The sequence below is a fragment of the Bradyrhizobium sp. LA2.1 genome (assembly GCF_040547725.1).
Lineage (GTDB): Bacteria > Pseudomonadota > Alphaproteobacteria > Rhizobiales > Xanthobacteraceae > Bradyrhizobium > Bradyrhizobium barranii.
This window is the reverse complement of sequence record NZ_JBEPQI010000003.1, coordinates 201711-215106: the sequence shown is the minus strand read 5'-3', so window position 1 is coordinate 215106 and position 13396 is coordinate 201711. Positions and strand designations below refer to the sequence as shown.

The 13396-nt window shown below is 64.3% G+C and carries 14 protein-coding genes; 7 read left to right on the top strand and 7 right to left on the bottom strand.

Translation table 11 applies throughout. From position 1 onward, the window contains the following. Positions 1–36: 36 nt before the first annotated feature. Positions 37–846, bottom strand: coding sequence for a crotonase/enoyl-CoA hydratase family protein (locus tag ABIB95_RS06535; protein ID WP_354238280.1), 810 nt, complete (start codon positions 844–846; stop codon positions 37–39). A 105-nt stretch (positions 847–951) separates the two neighbouring features. Between ABIB95_RS06535 and ABIB95_RS06530 the strand changes: the two genes are divergently transcribed. Next, on the top strand, positions 952–1824 hold the full coding sequence (locus ABIB95_RS06530) for an SDR family oxidoreductase (protein ID WP_354238279.1): 873 nt from the start codon (positions 952–954) through the stop codon (positions 1822–1824). 247 nt (positions 1825–2071) lie between these two features. Beyond that, positions 2072–3652, top strand: coding sequence for a fatty acid--CoA ligase (locus ABIB95_RS06525; protein ID WP_354238278.1), 1581 nt, complete (start codon positions 2072–2074; stop codon positions 3650–3652). Positions 3653–3826: 174 nt separating this feature from the next. On the opposite strand, the gene ABIB95_RS06520 is transcribed toward ABIB95_RS06525, so the two are convergent. Next, positions 3827–5101, bottom strand: a complete 1275-nt coding sequence (locus tag ABIB95_RS06520) for an acyl-CoA dehydrogenase family protein (protein WP_354238277.1) — start codon at positions 5099–5101, stop codon at positions 3827–3829. 212 nt (positions 5102–5313) lie between these two features. Between ABIB95_RS06520 and ABIB95_RS06515 the strand changes: the two genes are divergently transcribed. Beyond that, positions 5314–6093: an enoyl-CoA hydratase-related protein gene (locus tag ABIB95_RS06515; protein WP_071915744.1), complete on the top strand. Its 780-nt coding sequence runs from the start codon at positions 5314–5316 to the stop codon at positions 6091–6093. 195 nt (positions 6094–6288) lie between these two features. Here ABIB95_RS06515 and ABIB95_RS06510 read toward each other — a convergent pair whose 3' ends face one another. Genes ABIB95_RS06510 through ABIB95_RS06500 form a run of 3 tightly spaced genes read right to left on the bottom strand, consistent with a single transcriptional unit; the run spans position 6289 to position 8435 of the window. Beyond that, a complete protein-coding gene (locus ABIB95_RS06510; RefSeq protein WP_354238276.1) occupies positions 6289–6660 on the bottom strand; it encodes a DUF6285 domain-containing protein in 372 nt (123 codons plus the stop codon). A 3-nt stretch (positions 6661–6663) separates the two neighbouring features. Then, positions 6664–7650 carry a phosphotransferase family protein gene (locus ABIB95_RS06505; RefSeq protein ID WP_354238275.1) on the bottom strand — a complete coding sequence of 329 codons (987 nt, stop codon included), beginning with the start codon at positions 7648–7650 and terminating at the stop codon, positions 6664–6666. After that, a complete protein-coding gene (locus tag ABIB95_RS06500) occupies positions 7647–8435 on the bottom strand; it encodes an enoyl-CoA hydratase/isomerase (protein ID WP_028146899.1) in 789 nt (262 codons plus the stop codon). Before ABIB95_RS06500 ends, ABIB95_RS06505 begins: the two co-directional genes overlap by 4 nt. Before the next feature lie 179 nt (positions 8436–8614). Between ABIB95_RS06500 and ABIB95_RS06495 the strand changes: the two genes are divergently transcribed. Continuing rightward, positions 8615–9394, top strand: coding sequence for an SDR family NAD(P)-dependent oxidoreductase (locus ABIB95_RS06495; RefSeq protein WP_354238274.1), 780 nt, complete (start codon positions 8615–8617; stop codon positions 9392–9394). A gap of 109 nt (positions 9395–9503) precedes the next feature. After that, positions 9504–9884, top strand: a complete 381-nt coding sequence (locus tag ABIB95_RS06490) for a VOC family protein (RefSeq protein WP_028146897.1) — start codon at positions 9504–9506, stop codon at positions 9882–9884. A 1-nt stretch (position 9885) separates the two neighbouring features. On the opposite strand, the gene ABIB95_RS06485 is transcribed toward ABIB95_RS06490, so the two are convergent. Then, the gene (locus ABIB95_RS06485) at positions 9886–10089 is read right to left on the bottom strand and encodes a hypothetical protein (RefSeq protein WP_354238273.1); all 204 of its coding nucleotides are present in this window, start codon (positions 10087–10089) and stop codon (positions 9886–9888) included. A gap of 94 nt (positions 10090–10183) precedes the next feature. On the opposite strand from ABIB95_RS06485, the gene ABIB95_RS06480 reads away from it, so the two are divergent. Next, positions 10184–11461, top strand: coding sequence for an acyl-CoA dehydrogenase family protein (locus ABIB95_RS06480; RefSeq protein ID WP_354238272.1), 1278 nt, complete (start codon positions 10184–10186; stop codon positions 11459–11461). Between the two features lie 152 nt (positions 11462–11613). Beyond that, entirely contained in the window at positions 11614–12231 is a 618-nt protein-coding gene (locus ABIB95_RS06475; RefSeq protein ID WP_354238271.1) for a flavin reductase family protein, read from the top strand. A gap of 173 nt (positions 12232–12404) precedes the next feature. On the opposite strand, the gene yghU is transcribed toward ABIB95_RS06475, so the two are convergent. Beyond that, positions 12405–13286 (bottom strand): glutathione-dependent disulfide-bond oxidoreductase, encoded by an 882-nt coding sequence (yghU, locus tag ABIB95_RS06470; protein WP_354238270.1) that lies wholly within the window; start codon positions 13284–13286, stop codon positions 12405–12407. Between the last annotated feature and the right edge of the window lie 110 nt (positions 13287–13396).

Below are 13396 nucleotides of genomic sequence, written 5' to 3'. Positions count from 1 at the left end.
CGATGCTACGCATCGCCCCGGAATGACGGGGAGTTACTAATCCACATACCTCGGCGCGCGCTTCTCCAGATTGGAGCGCACCGCTTCGGTCTGGTTCGCGCTGCCGATCAGCTTCTGCTGCTCGACCGACTCCGCGAGCAATGCGGGACCCGGATCGACCGAGAGATTGTTCAGCAGCCGCTTCGCAGCGCGGATCGCATCGGGGCTCTTGCCGGCGATCTCGCGCGCGACTTCGAGAGCCGTGGCGCGCGGATCATCGCAGATGCGCGTCGCGAGGCCATAGGCCATCGCCTCTTGCGCCGAGAAGATGCGGCCGGTGTAGGTGAGATCGCGCAGGATGTCATCGCGCACGAGCGAGGCCAGGATCGGCGTGCCCGCCATGTCGGGCACGAGGCCCCATTTGATCTCCATCACCGACATCCGCGCATCGGGTGAGAGAAAGCGCATGTCGGCACCGAGCGAGAGCTGGAACCCACCGCCGAAAGCGACGCCGTGCACGGCCGCGATCACCGGAACCCGCAACTGGCGCCAGCCCCACACCGCCTGTTGCGGAAAGTTCGCCTGGCCATGCGTCCGCTTGGTGAGATCGCGATTTTCGCCACCCGGAATTCCGTTGCCGCCCTTCTCCTTCATGGCGGCAAAACGCCCCATGTCGAGACCGGCGCAGAAGGCGCGGCCTTCGCCCGAGAGCACGACGACACGCACGCCCTTTTCCTTCGAAAGCCGGTCGGTTGCGGCAACAAGGGCTTCGAACATCGCCTGATCGAGCGCATTCATCTTGTCCGCGCGCACCAGGCGCACGTCGGCGACGCCTTCCGAGATCGAGATCGAGACGCGCTCTTCCATGGATGAATTCTCCCCTGTTCTTGTTCAGTGCCGCTTTACAGGAAGCCGGCGGCCGGATTTAGTCAATCGACCAATTAACTGACAATGCCTGCGGAGGAAACAGCCATGTTCAAGGAAAATCTTCTGGCCGGCCGGAACATCCTTGTCACCGGTGGCGGCACCGGGCTCGGCAAGTCGATGGCGGCGCGCTTCCTCCAGCTTGGAGCAGAGGTGCACATCTGCGGCCGGCGCAAGATCGTGTGCGACGAGACCGCGACCGAGCTGATGGCCGAGTATGGTGGCCGCGTCACCAGCCACGGCGTCGACATCCGCAACGCGCTCGCGGTCGAAGAGATGATCGAGACCATCTTTCGTGACTCTCCCCTCACCGATCTCATCAACAACGCGGCCGGCAATTTCATCTCGCGCAGCGAAGAGCTCTCGCCGCGCGGCTTCGATGCCGTCGCCAACATCGTGATGCACGGCACGTTCTACGTGACCCATGCGGTCGGCAAGCGCTGGATCGCCTTGAAGCAGCCCGGCAATGTCGTTTCCATCACCACGACCTGGGTGCGCAACGGCTCGCCTTACGTGGTGCCGTCCGCGATGAGCAAGTCGGCGATCCACGCCATGACGATGTCGCTCGCGACCGAATGGGGCCGGTACGGCATCCGCCTCAACACCATCGCGCCGGGCGAGATCCCGACCGAGGGCATGAGCAAGCGCATCAAGCCCGGCGACGAAGCCGGCGCCCGCACCAAGGCGATGAACCCGATGGGCCGCGTCGGCACCATGGAGGAATTGCAGAACCTCGCGGTGTTCCTGATCTCCGGCGGCTGCGACTGGATCAGCGGCGAGACCATCGCCATGGACGGCGCGCAAGCGCTGGCGATGGGCGGCAATTTCTACCAGCTCCGCGACTGGAGCGACGACGACTGGAAAACCGCGCGCGAGAGCATCATGGCGCAGAACGAGAAGGACCGGGCGAAGCGGGGGTGATGCACCCACCGCTGTCGTCCCGGGGCGCGCATAGCGCGAGCCCGGGACCCATAACCCCAGGAAGAGGTTTGGCGCGAGACCGGTAACTCCGAGTCTCCGCAAAACCTCTTCCTGTGGTTATGGCTCCCGGATCTGCGCTCCGCTTCGCTGCGCTTGTCCGGGACGACGCGGGGCCCCTCCCATCTTGTCTTCACCCGCGGATGACGCCACACTCCCAGGCATAAAAACAAGACGCCACGGGAGAGACATGTCCACCACACAGCCATTGGCGAATCTCGCCGACATGGTGCGCGAGCGCGCGACGAGCCGCGGCAACGCGACCGCCTACGAGTTCGAGGGCCGCGTCACCAGCTTTGCCGAGTTTAACGTCAAGACCAACAAGGTCGCCAACGCGTTGATCGCGATGGGCGTGAAGAAGGGCGACCGCATCGCCTATCTCGGCAAGAACAGCGACCTCTATTTCGAACTGCTGATGGGCGCGATGAAGGCGGGTGTGGTGATGGCGCCGGTGAACTGGCGTCTCGCCGGGCCCGAGGTCGCGTTCATCGTTGCGGATTGCAGGGCGCCGGCGCTGTTCGTGGGGCCGGAGTTCATCGCGCAGGTCCGCCAGATCAAGGACCAGCTGCCCAGCGTGCGCACTGTCATCACCACCGAAGGCGGCGCGCCGGAATGGCAGGATTTTACGGCCTGGCGCGATACGCAGAGGGGCGATGATCCCAGCGTGCCGATCGACACCCGGGACATCGCAATCCAGCTTTATACGTCGGGCACCACAGGCAAGCCCAAAGGCGCGATGCTGTCGCATGCGAACTTCCTCAACCTCGTGCAAACAGGCAATGCCGAGGATAAACCGGAATGGAACCGGTGGTCGACCGACGACGTGTCACTGGTGGCGATGCCGATCTTCCACATCGGCGGTTCCGGCTGGGGCGTGATGGGACTTTACCACGGCGCCCGCGGCGTGATCGCGCGCGAGTTCGATCCGACGAAGGTTTTGGATTTCTTCGAGCAATCGGGCATCACAAAGCTGTTCATGGTGCCGGCGGCGATGCAGTTCGTGGTGCGGCAGCCGCGCGCGAAGACGGTCGATTTCTCGCGGCTGAAATACATGCTGTATGGCGCCTCGCCGATTCCGGCGGCGCTGCTGAAGGAATGCATCGAGGTCTTCAAATGCGGCTTCGTGCAGATGTACGGCATGACCGAGACCACAGGCACCATCGTCGCGCTGCCGCCGGAGGACCACGTCGAGGGCCTCGAGCGGATGCGCTCGGCCGGCAAAGCGCTGCCGGGTGTCGAGATCGCGATCCTGGATGCGGACGGCAAGCCGCTGCCGCCGCGCGAGGTCGGCGAGATCGCGACGCGCTCGGGCTCCAACATGGCCGGCTACTGGAATTTGCCGGAGGCGACTGCGGCGACGCTGCGCAGCGATGGCTGGCTGCGCACCGGTGACGCCGGCTACATGGACGAGGACGGCTATCTCTACATCCACGACCGCATCAAGGATATGATCATCTCCGGCGGCGAGAACATCTACCCGGCCGAGGTCGAGAGCGCGCTGTGCGATCACCCTGATGTCGCCGAGGCCGCCGTGATCGGCGTGCCCGACGACAAATGGGGCGAGGCGGTGAAGGCCGTCGTGGTGATGAAGCCCGGCAAGCAGGCGACCGCCACCGACATCATCAACTTCACCCGCGAACGCATTGCCGGGTTCAAGACTCCGAAGAGCGTGGTGTTCCTGCCGGCGCTGCCGCGGAATCCGTCAGGCAAGATCTTGCGACGGCAGTTGAGGGAGCCTTATTGGGCGGGGAAGGATAGAAGGGTGAATTAGCCCCGCTCTATCCGCGTCGTCGTCCCGGGGCGCGCGCAGCGCGAGCCCGGGACCCATAACCACAGGGTGGAGTTTGGCGAAGACACGGAGTTGCCGTCTCGCCTCAAACTACTCCCTGGGGTTATGGGTCCCCGCCTTCGCGGGGACGACTCGGGGAGAGATCGCAGCGTCTCTCTAATGCTTCCCCGGCCCCATATACCCGAACAAAAACCCCGCCACCTTCCGCATCTGGATCTCCTCGCTGCCCTCCGTGATGCGATAGCGGCGGTGGTGGCGGTAGATGTGCTCGAACGGCTTGTGGCGTGAATAGCCCATGCCGCCGTGGACCTGCATGGCACGGTCGGCGGATTCGCAGCAGAGGCGGTTTGCCCAGTAGTTGCACATGGAGACGCGGTCGGAGAGCGTGCGCTCGATCTGCTCCTCATTGAGCTGGTCCATCTCCCAAGCGGTCTTGCGGATCAACAGGCGCAGCATTTCGGCTTGCGTCGCGAGCTCGACCAGCGGGAACTGGATCGCCTGGTTCTCGGCGAGCGCCTTGCCGAACGGCTTTCGCTCGCGCGCATACTTGACGCTCTCGTTGATGCAGTAGACGGCGGCGCCGAGCGAGCTTGCCGCCTGGCGGATGCGGTTCTGGTGGACAAAGCACTGCGCCAGCGACAGGCCGCGGCCGACTTCGCCGAACAGCGCGTCCTCAGGCACGAACACGTCCGTAAAGCTGACGCGGGGATGGTCGGTCGGCATGTTGAAGGTCCACATGTACTCCTCGACCTTCACTCCATCGCTCTTGGCCGGCACCAGGAAGCAGGTGATGCCGCGGGCATCGCCGTCATTGCCCGAGGTGCGCGCGAACAGCGCGCAATGCGTGGCGACGTGCATGCCGGTCGTCCACATCTTCTCGCCGTTGATGATCCAGCCCTTGACGTTGTCGCGGGTCGCGGGCACCGCGCGCGTCTCCATGTGGGTGGCGTCCGAGCCGTGATGCGGCTCCGTCAATCCAAAGGTGATGCGGTACTTGCCCTTGATCGAACCGTCGATCATCGCCTTCTGGTCGTCGCGGCCATAGCGATCGAGCATGGTGACAACGGGGAAATTGCCGACGATGGAGTGCTCGTTCTGGAGATCGTTGTGCAGGCCGAGACCCTTGGCGGCAAAGTGCTCGCGGATCACGGCCATCCAGAGGTTGGAGCCGTCCTTGCCGCCATATTGCTTCGGCACCGGAAAGCGCAGATGGCCGGCGGCATCCGCGAGATCCTTGGCCCTGCGCAGCAGCGCTTCCCACTCATGTCGTGGCAGGCCGCCATTGTCGAAATCGGTGCGCGCCCATTCGCGGCGATGGTCGAAGAAGCGGATGTTGTCGTCGGCTTGTTCGAGCGGCTTGATCTCGCGTTCGATGAATCGATCGAGCTCTCCGAGATAGGCGACGAGATCGGCAGGCAATGAGAAATCCACGGCTCTCTCCCGGAGTAGTTTTGTTGTTTTGCGTTAAGGCGCTACCGCGCTTTTCGCTTCGCGCGATTAAGGTGAGAAGTGCGCGCGCAAGTCAAGCAAGGCAAGGCGTGTGACAGGCGCAAGGCGCGCCCGCGCAATTCGATGGTGTCGCGGCGCTGACGCGCGCTAGTATGTCCGCAATATTCCTTCACGAGAAAATGCGGGAGCGCGCGATGGATCTGAAATTCTCAAAGGTGGAACGCAAGGGGCCGATCACGATCGTCACGCTGTCGCGGCCCGAGGTCTACAACGCGCTGCACATCGATGCGCATTTCGAGCTCAACAAGGTCTTCGACGATTTCTCCGCCGACCCCGAGCAGTGGGTCGCGGTCGTCACCGGCGCCGGCGACAAGGCGTTCTGCGCCGGCAACGATCTGAAGTGGCAGGCGGCGGGCGGCAAGCGCGGCTGGGACAAGGGCGGCTTCGCCGGCCTGACCTCGCGCTTCGACTGCGACAAGCCGATCATCGCCGCGGTCAATGGCGTCGCCATGGGCGGCGGCTTCGAGATCGCGCTCGCCTGCGACCTGATCATCGCCTCGGAGAACGCGACCTTCGCCCTGCCCGAGCCGCGCGTCGGCCTCGCCGCACTTGCCGGCGGCCTGCATCGCCTGCCGCGTCAGATCGGCCTGAAGCGCGCCATGGGCATGATCCTCACCGCGCGCCATGTCAGCGCCAAGGAGGGCCACGAGCTCGGCTTCGTCAACGAGGTGGTGCCGCAGGGCGAGGCCCTGTCGGGCGCGCTGCGCTGGGCGGAGATGATCACCAAGAACTCGCCGATGTCGATCCGCGCATCGAAGCAGACCATCCAGAAGGGCCTCGCCGTGTCGCTGGAACAGGCGATCGAGGAGCAGCGCGAATATCCGGCGGTGAAGGCGATGGTGGCCTCGCAGGATTACATCGAAGGCCCGAAGGCGTTCTCAGAGAAGCGGCCGCCGAAATGGGTGGGGAAGTAGAGCGCCGCTCTCCTCGTCACGACGACGGATGTCCCAACACCACAGGTGTCATGCCCCGGCTTGACCGGGGCATCCAGTACGCCGCGGCTTCAATGTATCTCACTGCCGTCTCTGGAATACTGGATCGCCCGCCCCTGTGCGCAATTGCGCACTAGGCGGGCGATGACAGCGGAGAATATGGCACCGTCTACCCGCCTATCGCCCCAGCTCCCGCTTGTACGACGCGTAATTCGGCTGATCGACCGCGAGCTTGTCCATCGTTGTCTGCCAGAGATGCTCGGCGAGGCCAGGCGTTGCCAGATCAACCTCACCCTTGGCGATGCGATCGGCGAGCGCGCGGTTGAGATCGGTGACCGAGCCGTCCATGCCCAGCAGCGCACGCAGCCGCTCCACCTCCTTCGCGTCACTCCCTTCCTCCTGCGTCAGCTGCCGCGTGACGAGGTCGAGGATGTTGACGGCGACGCGCAGCTTGAAGGCCTGATGGCCGGAGATCAGCGGCGTGATGTCGTTGCGGAGGAAATCGGCGACCGCCTTGGTCAGCTCGGTCGGGGTCGGTTCGTCCTGCATGTATCAGCTCCCGCGCGGCGCCAGCAGCCGCAACAGATCGATCTCGGTCTCGCTGGCGCGGCGGCCGATCATGGCGCGTTCCATCGAATGGTCAGGCCCCTCGCGGAACCGCTGCATCATGCCGCCGCACATGATGCCCCAGCGCAGCGTGCCCATCACTTCCCAGAATTTGACGCGCGCAGGATCGCATTTGCGGCCCGCGGCCTCATAGCCGGCGAACAATTCCTCGCGTGTGCCAAAACCGCCGACCGGCTTGTCGATCTCACCAAAGCGCCAGGAATTGACGCAGACCCAGCCGAGATCCTCCATGGGATCGCCGAGATGGGCGAGCTCCCAGTCGAGCACGGCGCGGACGCCGTCAGCGCCGACGATGAGGTTGCCGTTGCGGAAATCGCCGTGCACCAGCGTCGTCTCGGCGGAGGGGCCGGGATCATGGTCGCGCAGCCAGCGCAGCGCCAGCTCGAACACGGGCTTTGGCCAGTTCAGGCTGCGATAGTCGCGCTCGAACTCGCCAATCTCCTGGGTCGCGGACCGGCTGCGCAGCTCGGGCAGCTTGTCCTGCGGCAGTTTGTGCAGGCCGGCGAGCACACCGCCGATCTGCCGCGCGAGACGCGGCCGCGCCGCCGCATACTCATCATCGCGAAGAATCTTGCGGGCGATGGTCTCGCCCTCGACCCGCTGCATGATGAAGCCGGTGCCGAGATTTTCGTCCGGCGTCAGCACATGCATGACGCGCGGCGACGGCACGCCGGCCTCATAGGCAAGCTGCATCAACTGCGCTTCGGCGCCGAGACCGGCCGCCCGCGTCGGCGCGGCGCCATAGCCCTTCGGCGAGCGGCGCAGGATCGCGCCGATCGACCCATCGGGATGCTCGATGTCGAAGCGCCAGGTTTCCTGACTGGCGCCGCCGGACAGTTTTGCCGCGCCCGTGACGCCGGTCGCCCCTTCGCACCAGCGCGCGACGCTGCGGGAGAGCTCGGCCTCGATCATTTGCCTTTGAACTGCGCCGGGCGCTTCTCCAGGAACGCGCCAACGCCTTCACGGAAATCGTCCGTGTCGCCGGCGCGCAGCTGGCACTGGAATTCGAGGTTGAGCTGATCCTCGAACGAATTTTCGGGGCTGTCCCAGTAGAGCTTGCGGATCAGCGACAGCGCGACGGTCGGGCCGCTCGCCAGATCACGCGCGAGCTTCATCGCCTCCTCCATCAGCACGCCGTCGTCATAGACGCGGTTGACGAGGCCCCATTCCAGCGCCTTCTCGGCCGGCAGGCGCTCGCCCATCAGCGACAATTCGACCGAACGCGCCCGGCCGATCAGGCGCGGCAGCAGCCAGGTCGAGCCGCAATCCGGCACCAAGCCGATGCGACGGAACGCTTGAAGAAAGTAAGAGGATCGCGCACACAAAATCATGTCGCCGAGCAGTGCGAAGCTCATGCCGGCGCCGGCCGCCGGGCCGTTGACCGCGGTCACGATCGGGCAATGCAGATTGCGGATGCGGCGCAGGAAGGGATGAAAGCCGGTCTCGAGCGTCAGGCCGGCCTTGGTCTTCTTCGACTGATTGTTGCGGCCTTGCAGATTCGCGCCGGTGCAGAACGCCCGCCCCGCGCCGGTCAGCACCACGCAACGCACCTCGCCCTTCTTCTCCTCGATCGCGTCGAGCGCATCTGAGAGGCCGCCCAGCATGTCCATGGAGACCGCGTTCATCACCTCCTGATGGTCGAGCCGGAGGATCGCGACCGAGCCATCGAAATCGAGCGTGACGTGTTTGAACTGCATGGTTTCCTCGTCAGTTGGTATTAGCGATGTTTCGCAGACCGGAATTAGTTTTGCCGGGGCGCATATTTGATTTTTGTCGCGGCCTTGTCCATGGTGGTCCGAACATACCTTGTCGTCGTATCGCACAATCTTGCGCGCACAGGCTGGCGCGCGCCCGTGCCAAGAACAGGAAACGCGCCATGAACCTTTTCGACCTCAGCGGCCGCGTCGCCGTGATCACCGGCGGCAATGGCGGTATCGGGCTCGGCATCGCGCAGGCGCTCGCCAGCCAGGGCTGCAACGTCTCGATCTGGGGCCGCAATCCTGACAAGAACAAGGCTGCTGCCGCGAGCATGACGGGCCTCTCCGGCAAGGTCGACACCCGCGTCTGCGACGTCACCGATCCAGCCTCGGTCAATGCCGCGATGAAGGCGACACTCGACATTTTCGGCCGGGTCGACGGCTGCTTTGCCAATGCCGGCATCGGCGGCGGCGGCCGGCGCTCCTTCATCGAGCGCACCGAGGAAGAGTGGCGCACGATGTTTGCGACCAATCTGGACGGCGTGTTCCACGCGTTCCAGGCCGCCGCAAAACACATGACCGAGCGCGCCAATGCCGGCGATCCCTTCGGCCGGCTGGTCGCGACCTCGAGCCTCGCCTCGATCTTCGGCACTGCGCGCAATGAGCATTATGCCGCGACCAAGGCCGCGATCAACGCGCTGGTGCGCGCGCTCGGCGTCGAGCTGGCGCGTCACGGCGTCACCGCGAATGCGATCCTGCCCGGCTGGATCAAGAGCGACATGACCGCGGGCATCATGGCCAACGAGAAGTTCGTCGCCAATGTGATGCCGCGCATTCCGATGCGGCGCTTCGGCGAGGCCAGCGATTTCGGCGGCATCGCGGTGTATCTGATGAGCAAGGCGTCGTCGTATCACACCGCGGATACGTTCGTGATCGACGGCGGCTATACGGCGTTTTGAATCTCGTAGCCCGGATGGAGCGAAGCGTAATCCGGGATTTTCAAAAGCAAGCAAGACCCGGATTTCGCTGCGCTCCATCCGGGCTACAAACTCTGAGGGGAATGGGCAAATGTTCTCACACATCATGATCGGCACCAACGACCTGGACAAGGCCAAGGCGTTCTACGACCAGCTGCTCGGCACGCTCGAGGTGCGCCCGGCCAGGGTCGACGGCCATCGCATCTTCTACATCACCAAGACCGGCGTGTTCTCGGTGACGAAGCCGATCAACGGCGAGGCCGCCACGTGTGCGAATGGCAGCACCATCGGCTTTGCCGCCAACTCGCCTGAGCAGGTCGACAAGTGGCACGCCACCGGTGTCGCCGCCGGCGGAACGCCGATCGAGAATCCACCCGGCATCCGCGAGGGCGCAGGGAACAAGCTCTACATCGCTTATTTGCGCGACCTCGACGGCAACAAGATCTGCGCGATGCATCGGCTGCCGAACTGATTTAGCCGCAACCACCGCTGTCATGCCCCGGCTTGACCGGGGCATCCAGTACGCCGCGGCCTTTCGGTTCAATCACCGCCGCCTCTGGAATACTGGATCGCCCGATTAAATCGGGCGATGACAGCGGAGATTGGTGCGCGAGCACGCCGAAGCTTCGACCCCGTTCAAACAACATTTCAAACACGCTCGCGATATTCCATCGCATGGCATGGGTCGCCTGAAAAAATGTGCGCTCGCGCTTTGGCCGCGCTGCGACTATTCTGCGGCCCAACGCGATCTCAGTGACCCCGGGAGGAACAATGACAAAGCACGCCTACATACCCCGCACCACCAACTACACTCTCAATCCCGGCGACGAGCTCAACGATCTGCGCATGTCGGACCAGGTCCGGCCGCTCTACGATCACGTCAGGAAATTCATCCGCGACACCGTCGAGCCGATGTCGATCGAATTCGCCAAGGCCGGCGAAGGCAAGCAGGATCGCTGGAGCTTCACCCCGAAGCAGCTCGAGGTGCTCGAGGTCGCCAAGAACAAGGCCAAGAAGGAAGGCCTCTGGAACTTCTTCCTGCCCGACGACGAGACCGGCCAGGGCCTGAAGAATCTCGACTACGCCTATATCGCCTCCGAACTGGGCAAGAGTCCGCTGGCCTCCGAGACGATGAACTGCTCGGCGCCGGACACGGGCAACATGGAAGTGTTGGAGCGCGTCGGCACCAAGGAGCAGAAGGAGAAGTGGCTGAAGCCGCTGATGAACGGCGAGATCCGCTCAGCCTATGTCATGACCGAGCCGAACGTCGCCTCCTCCGACGCCAAGAACATTTCCACGACCGCAAAGCTCGTCGGCGACGAATGGATCATCAACGGCGAGAAATACTACATCTCCGGCGTCGGCGATCCGCGCTGCAAGATCCTCATCGTGATGGTGAAGACCAATCCGGATGCGGCGCCGAGCAAGCAGCAGTCGCAGATCCTGGTGCCGCGCGACACGCCCGGCGTCGAGGTGCTCGGGCCCATGTACGTGTTCGGCCAGGACCACGCCCCGCGCGGCCACATGCACATGCGCTTCAACAACGTCCGTGTGCCCAAGGAGAACATGCTGCTCGGCGAAGGCCGCGGCTTCGAGATCTCGCAGCTCCGCCTCGGCCCGGGCCGCATCCATCACTGCATGCGCACCATCGGCAAGGCCGAGAAGGCGCTTGATTTGATGGTGCAGCGTGGCCTCACCCGCGAGGCGTTCGGCAAGAAGATCGCCCATCTCGGCGGCAACATGCAGATCATCGCGCAGGCGCGCTGCGAGATCGAGGCGATGCGGCTGATGGTGCTCAAGGCCGCCAAGGCGATGGACGTGCTCGGCAACAAGGAGGCCCGCGTCTGGGTCTCCATGGTCAAGGCCATGGTGCCTGAGCGCGCCTGCAAGATCATCGACCAGTCGATCCAGATGCACGGCGCCAGCGGCATCTCGCACTGGACCCCGCTTGCCGAGATGTATCAGGACGTGCGCCATCTGCGCTTCGCCGATGGTCCGGACGAGGTGCACTGGATGGTGGTGGGACGCCACGAGCTGAGCATGGCGTAAAAGTCTCTGGCCTCTCCCCGCTCGGGAAGAGCCGTAGGGTGGGCAAAGGCGCGCTCTTCGCGCGCCGTGCCCACCATCGCGGCTTCGCAAGAAAGTGGTGGGCACGCTTCGCTTTGCCCACCCTACGAGAGTTTCACTCCTACGGAGCCACCATGGAATACGCCGCCAGCGACCTGACGCCACGCGAGCGCTACAAGGTGCTGACGTCCTTCATCCTGCCACGGCCGATCGCGTGGGTGACCTCGGTCGGGCCGACCGGCGTCGTCAACGCCGCGCCGTTCAGCTTCTTCAACGCCTTCTGCGAAGATCCACCGCTGTGCATGTTCGCGGCGAACCGCAAGCCCAACGGCCAGGACAAGGACACGTTCCTCAACATCCAGCGCACTGGCGAGTTCGTGGTCAACCTCGCCGACGAGCCGCTGGCGAAGGCCATGCACGAGAGCAGCGGCGACTTTCCCCCTGAAGTGGGCGAGCCTGACTATCTCGGGCTGAAGCTCGCACCATCGGCGAAGATCGCCGTGCCGCGGCTCGCCGACACGCCCTGGGCGATGGAGTGCAAGCTCTGGAAGATGATCGACGTCAACGACGATCGCCGGCTGATCATGGGCGAAGGCATCCACTTCCATATCCGCGACGAACTGTGGGACGACAAGGCGATGCGGGTGCACATGGACCGCTATCACCCGATCGGCCGCATGTTCGCCGATCGCTACTGCCGCACGGATGATCGCGTGGTGTTTCCGGCCGCGGAAGGGGGGAAGGGGAAGTAGGCCGCGCCATCGCGCTCCCTCGCCCCGTTCTTACGGGGAGAGGGCTGGGGTGAGGGGCTGCCTCCGAGAAAACAGTGTGAGTTGGACTCGCGGAGAGTCCCCCTCACCCGAATTCGATCTTCGATCGAATTCGACCTCTCCCCGCAAGCGGGGCGAGGTGAAGCGAGCACCGTTTACGTCGCGGCCGGCTCGCCGATCTTGTCCTGCGTCTTGGTGTCGAAATCGCCGGCGTCGTGGCGCTCGTGGAGCTGGCTGGCGGGATCGCCGGAGACGCGGTTGACCATGCGGCCGCGCTTGACGGCCGGGCGCTTGGCGATCTGGTCGGTCCAGCGCTGCACGTGCTTGTAGTCCTGCACCAACAGGAATTCGCCGGCGCCATAGACCAGCCCCTTGGCGAGCGCGCCGTACCAGGGCCACACCGCGATGTCGGCGATGGTGTACTCATTGCCCGCGAGGTACTCGTTGTCGGCAAGGCGCCGGTCGAGCACGTCGAGCTGGCGCTTGACCTCCATCGCAAAGCGGTCGATGGCGTATTCGATCTTGGTCGGCGCGTAGGCATAGAAGTGACCAAACCCGCCGCCGAGATAGGGCGCGCTGCCCATCTGCCAGAACAGCCAGGACATCGCTTCGGTGCGGCTCTTGATATCCTTCGGCAGGAAGGCGCCGAACTTCTCGGCAAGGTAGACCAGGATCGAGCCGGATTCGAACACCCGGATCGGCTCGGGACCGGAGCGGTCCACCAGCGCGGGAATTTTCGAGTTCGGGTTGATGTCGACAAAGCCGCTGCCGAACTGGTCGCCATTGCCTATCCTGATCAGCCAGGCATCGTATTCGGCGCCCTTGTGGCCGAGCGCCAGCAGTTCCTCCAGCATCACCGTGACCTTCACGCCGTTCGGCGTCGCCAGCGAATAGAGCTGGAAGGGATGCTTGCCGACCGGCAGCTCCTTGTCGTGGGTGGGACCGGCGATGGGCCGGTTGATGCTGGCGAACTGCCCGCCGTTCTCCTTGTTCCAGGTCCAGACTTTGGGCGGCACGTAGGCGGGGGCGTCGGTCATGCGGGGGCTCCGGCGAAAAGATGCGCCTGCATTAATTAGCCCGCGAACGGCCGATGGCAAGGGCGCAGAAATGCATTGCCGGGCGGGGCAACTCTGCGTTTCGTCATGGC

What these genes read in the sequence shown, in the direction of transcription:
- ABIB95_RS06515 (WP_071915744.1), top strand. Translation starts at nt 5,314, where the DNA reads ATGGATCTGAAATTCTCAAAGGTGGAACGCAAGGGGCCGATCACGATC.
- ABIB95_RS06485 (WP_354238273.1), bottom strand. Translation starts at nt 10,089, where the DNA reads ATGCGATGGAATATCGCGAGCGTGTTTGAAATGTTGTTTGAACGGGGT.
- ABIB95_RS06530 (WP_354238279.1), top strand. Translation starts at nt 952, where the DNA reads ATGTTCAAGGAAAATCTTCTGGCCGGCCGGAACATCCTTGTCACCGGT.
- ABIB95_RS06525 (WP_354238278.1), top strand. Translation starts at nt 2,072, where the DNA reads ATGTCCACCACACAGCCATTGGCGAATCTCGCCGACATGGTGCGCGAG.
- ABIB95_RS06495 (WP_354238274.1), top strand. Translation starts at nt 8,615, where the DNA reads ATGAACCTTTTCGACCTCAGCGGCCGCGTCGCCGTGATCACCGGCGGC.
- ABIB95_RS06500 (WP_028146899.1), bottom strand. Translation starts at nt 8,435, where the DNA reads ATGCAGTTCAAACACGTCACGCTCGATTTCGATGGCTCGGTCGCGATC.
- yghU (WP_354238270.1), bottom strand. Translation starts at nt 13,286, where the DNA reads ATGACCGACGCCCCCGCCTACGTGCCGCCCAAAGTCTGGACCTGGAAC.
- ABIB95_RS06480 (WP_354238272.1), top strand. Translation starts at nt 10,184, where the DNA reads ATGACAAAGCACGCCTACATACCCCGCACCACCAACTACACTCTCAAT.
- ABIB95_RS06535 (WP_354238280.1), bottom strand. Translation starts at nt 846, where the DNA reads ATGGAAGAGCGCGTCTCGATCTCGATCTCGGAAGGCGTCGCCGACGTG.
- ABIB95_RS06475 (WP_354238271.1), top strand. Translation starts at nt 11,614, where the DNA reads ATGGAATACGCCGCCAGCGACCTGACGCCACGCGAGCGCTACAAGGTG.
- ABIB95_RS06505 (WP_354238275.1), bottom strand. Translation starts at nt 7,650, where the DNA reads ATGATCGAGGCCGAGCTCTCCCGCAGCGTCGCGCGCTGGTGCGAAGGG.
- ABIB95_RS06490 (WP_028146897.1), top strand. Translation starts at nt 9,504, where the DNA reads ATGTTCTCACACATCATGATCGGCACCAACGACCTGGACAAGGCCAAG.
- ABIB95_RS06510 (WP_354238276.1), bottom strand. Translation starts at nt 6,660, where the DNA reads ATGCAGGACGAACCGACCCCGACCGAGCTGACCAAGGCGGTCGCCGAT.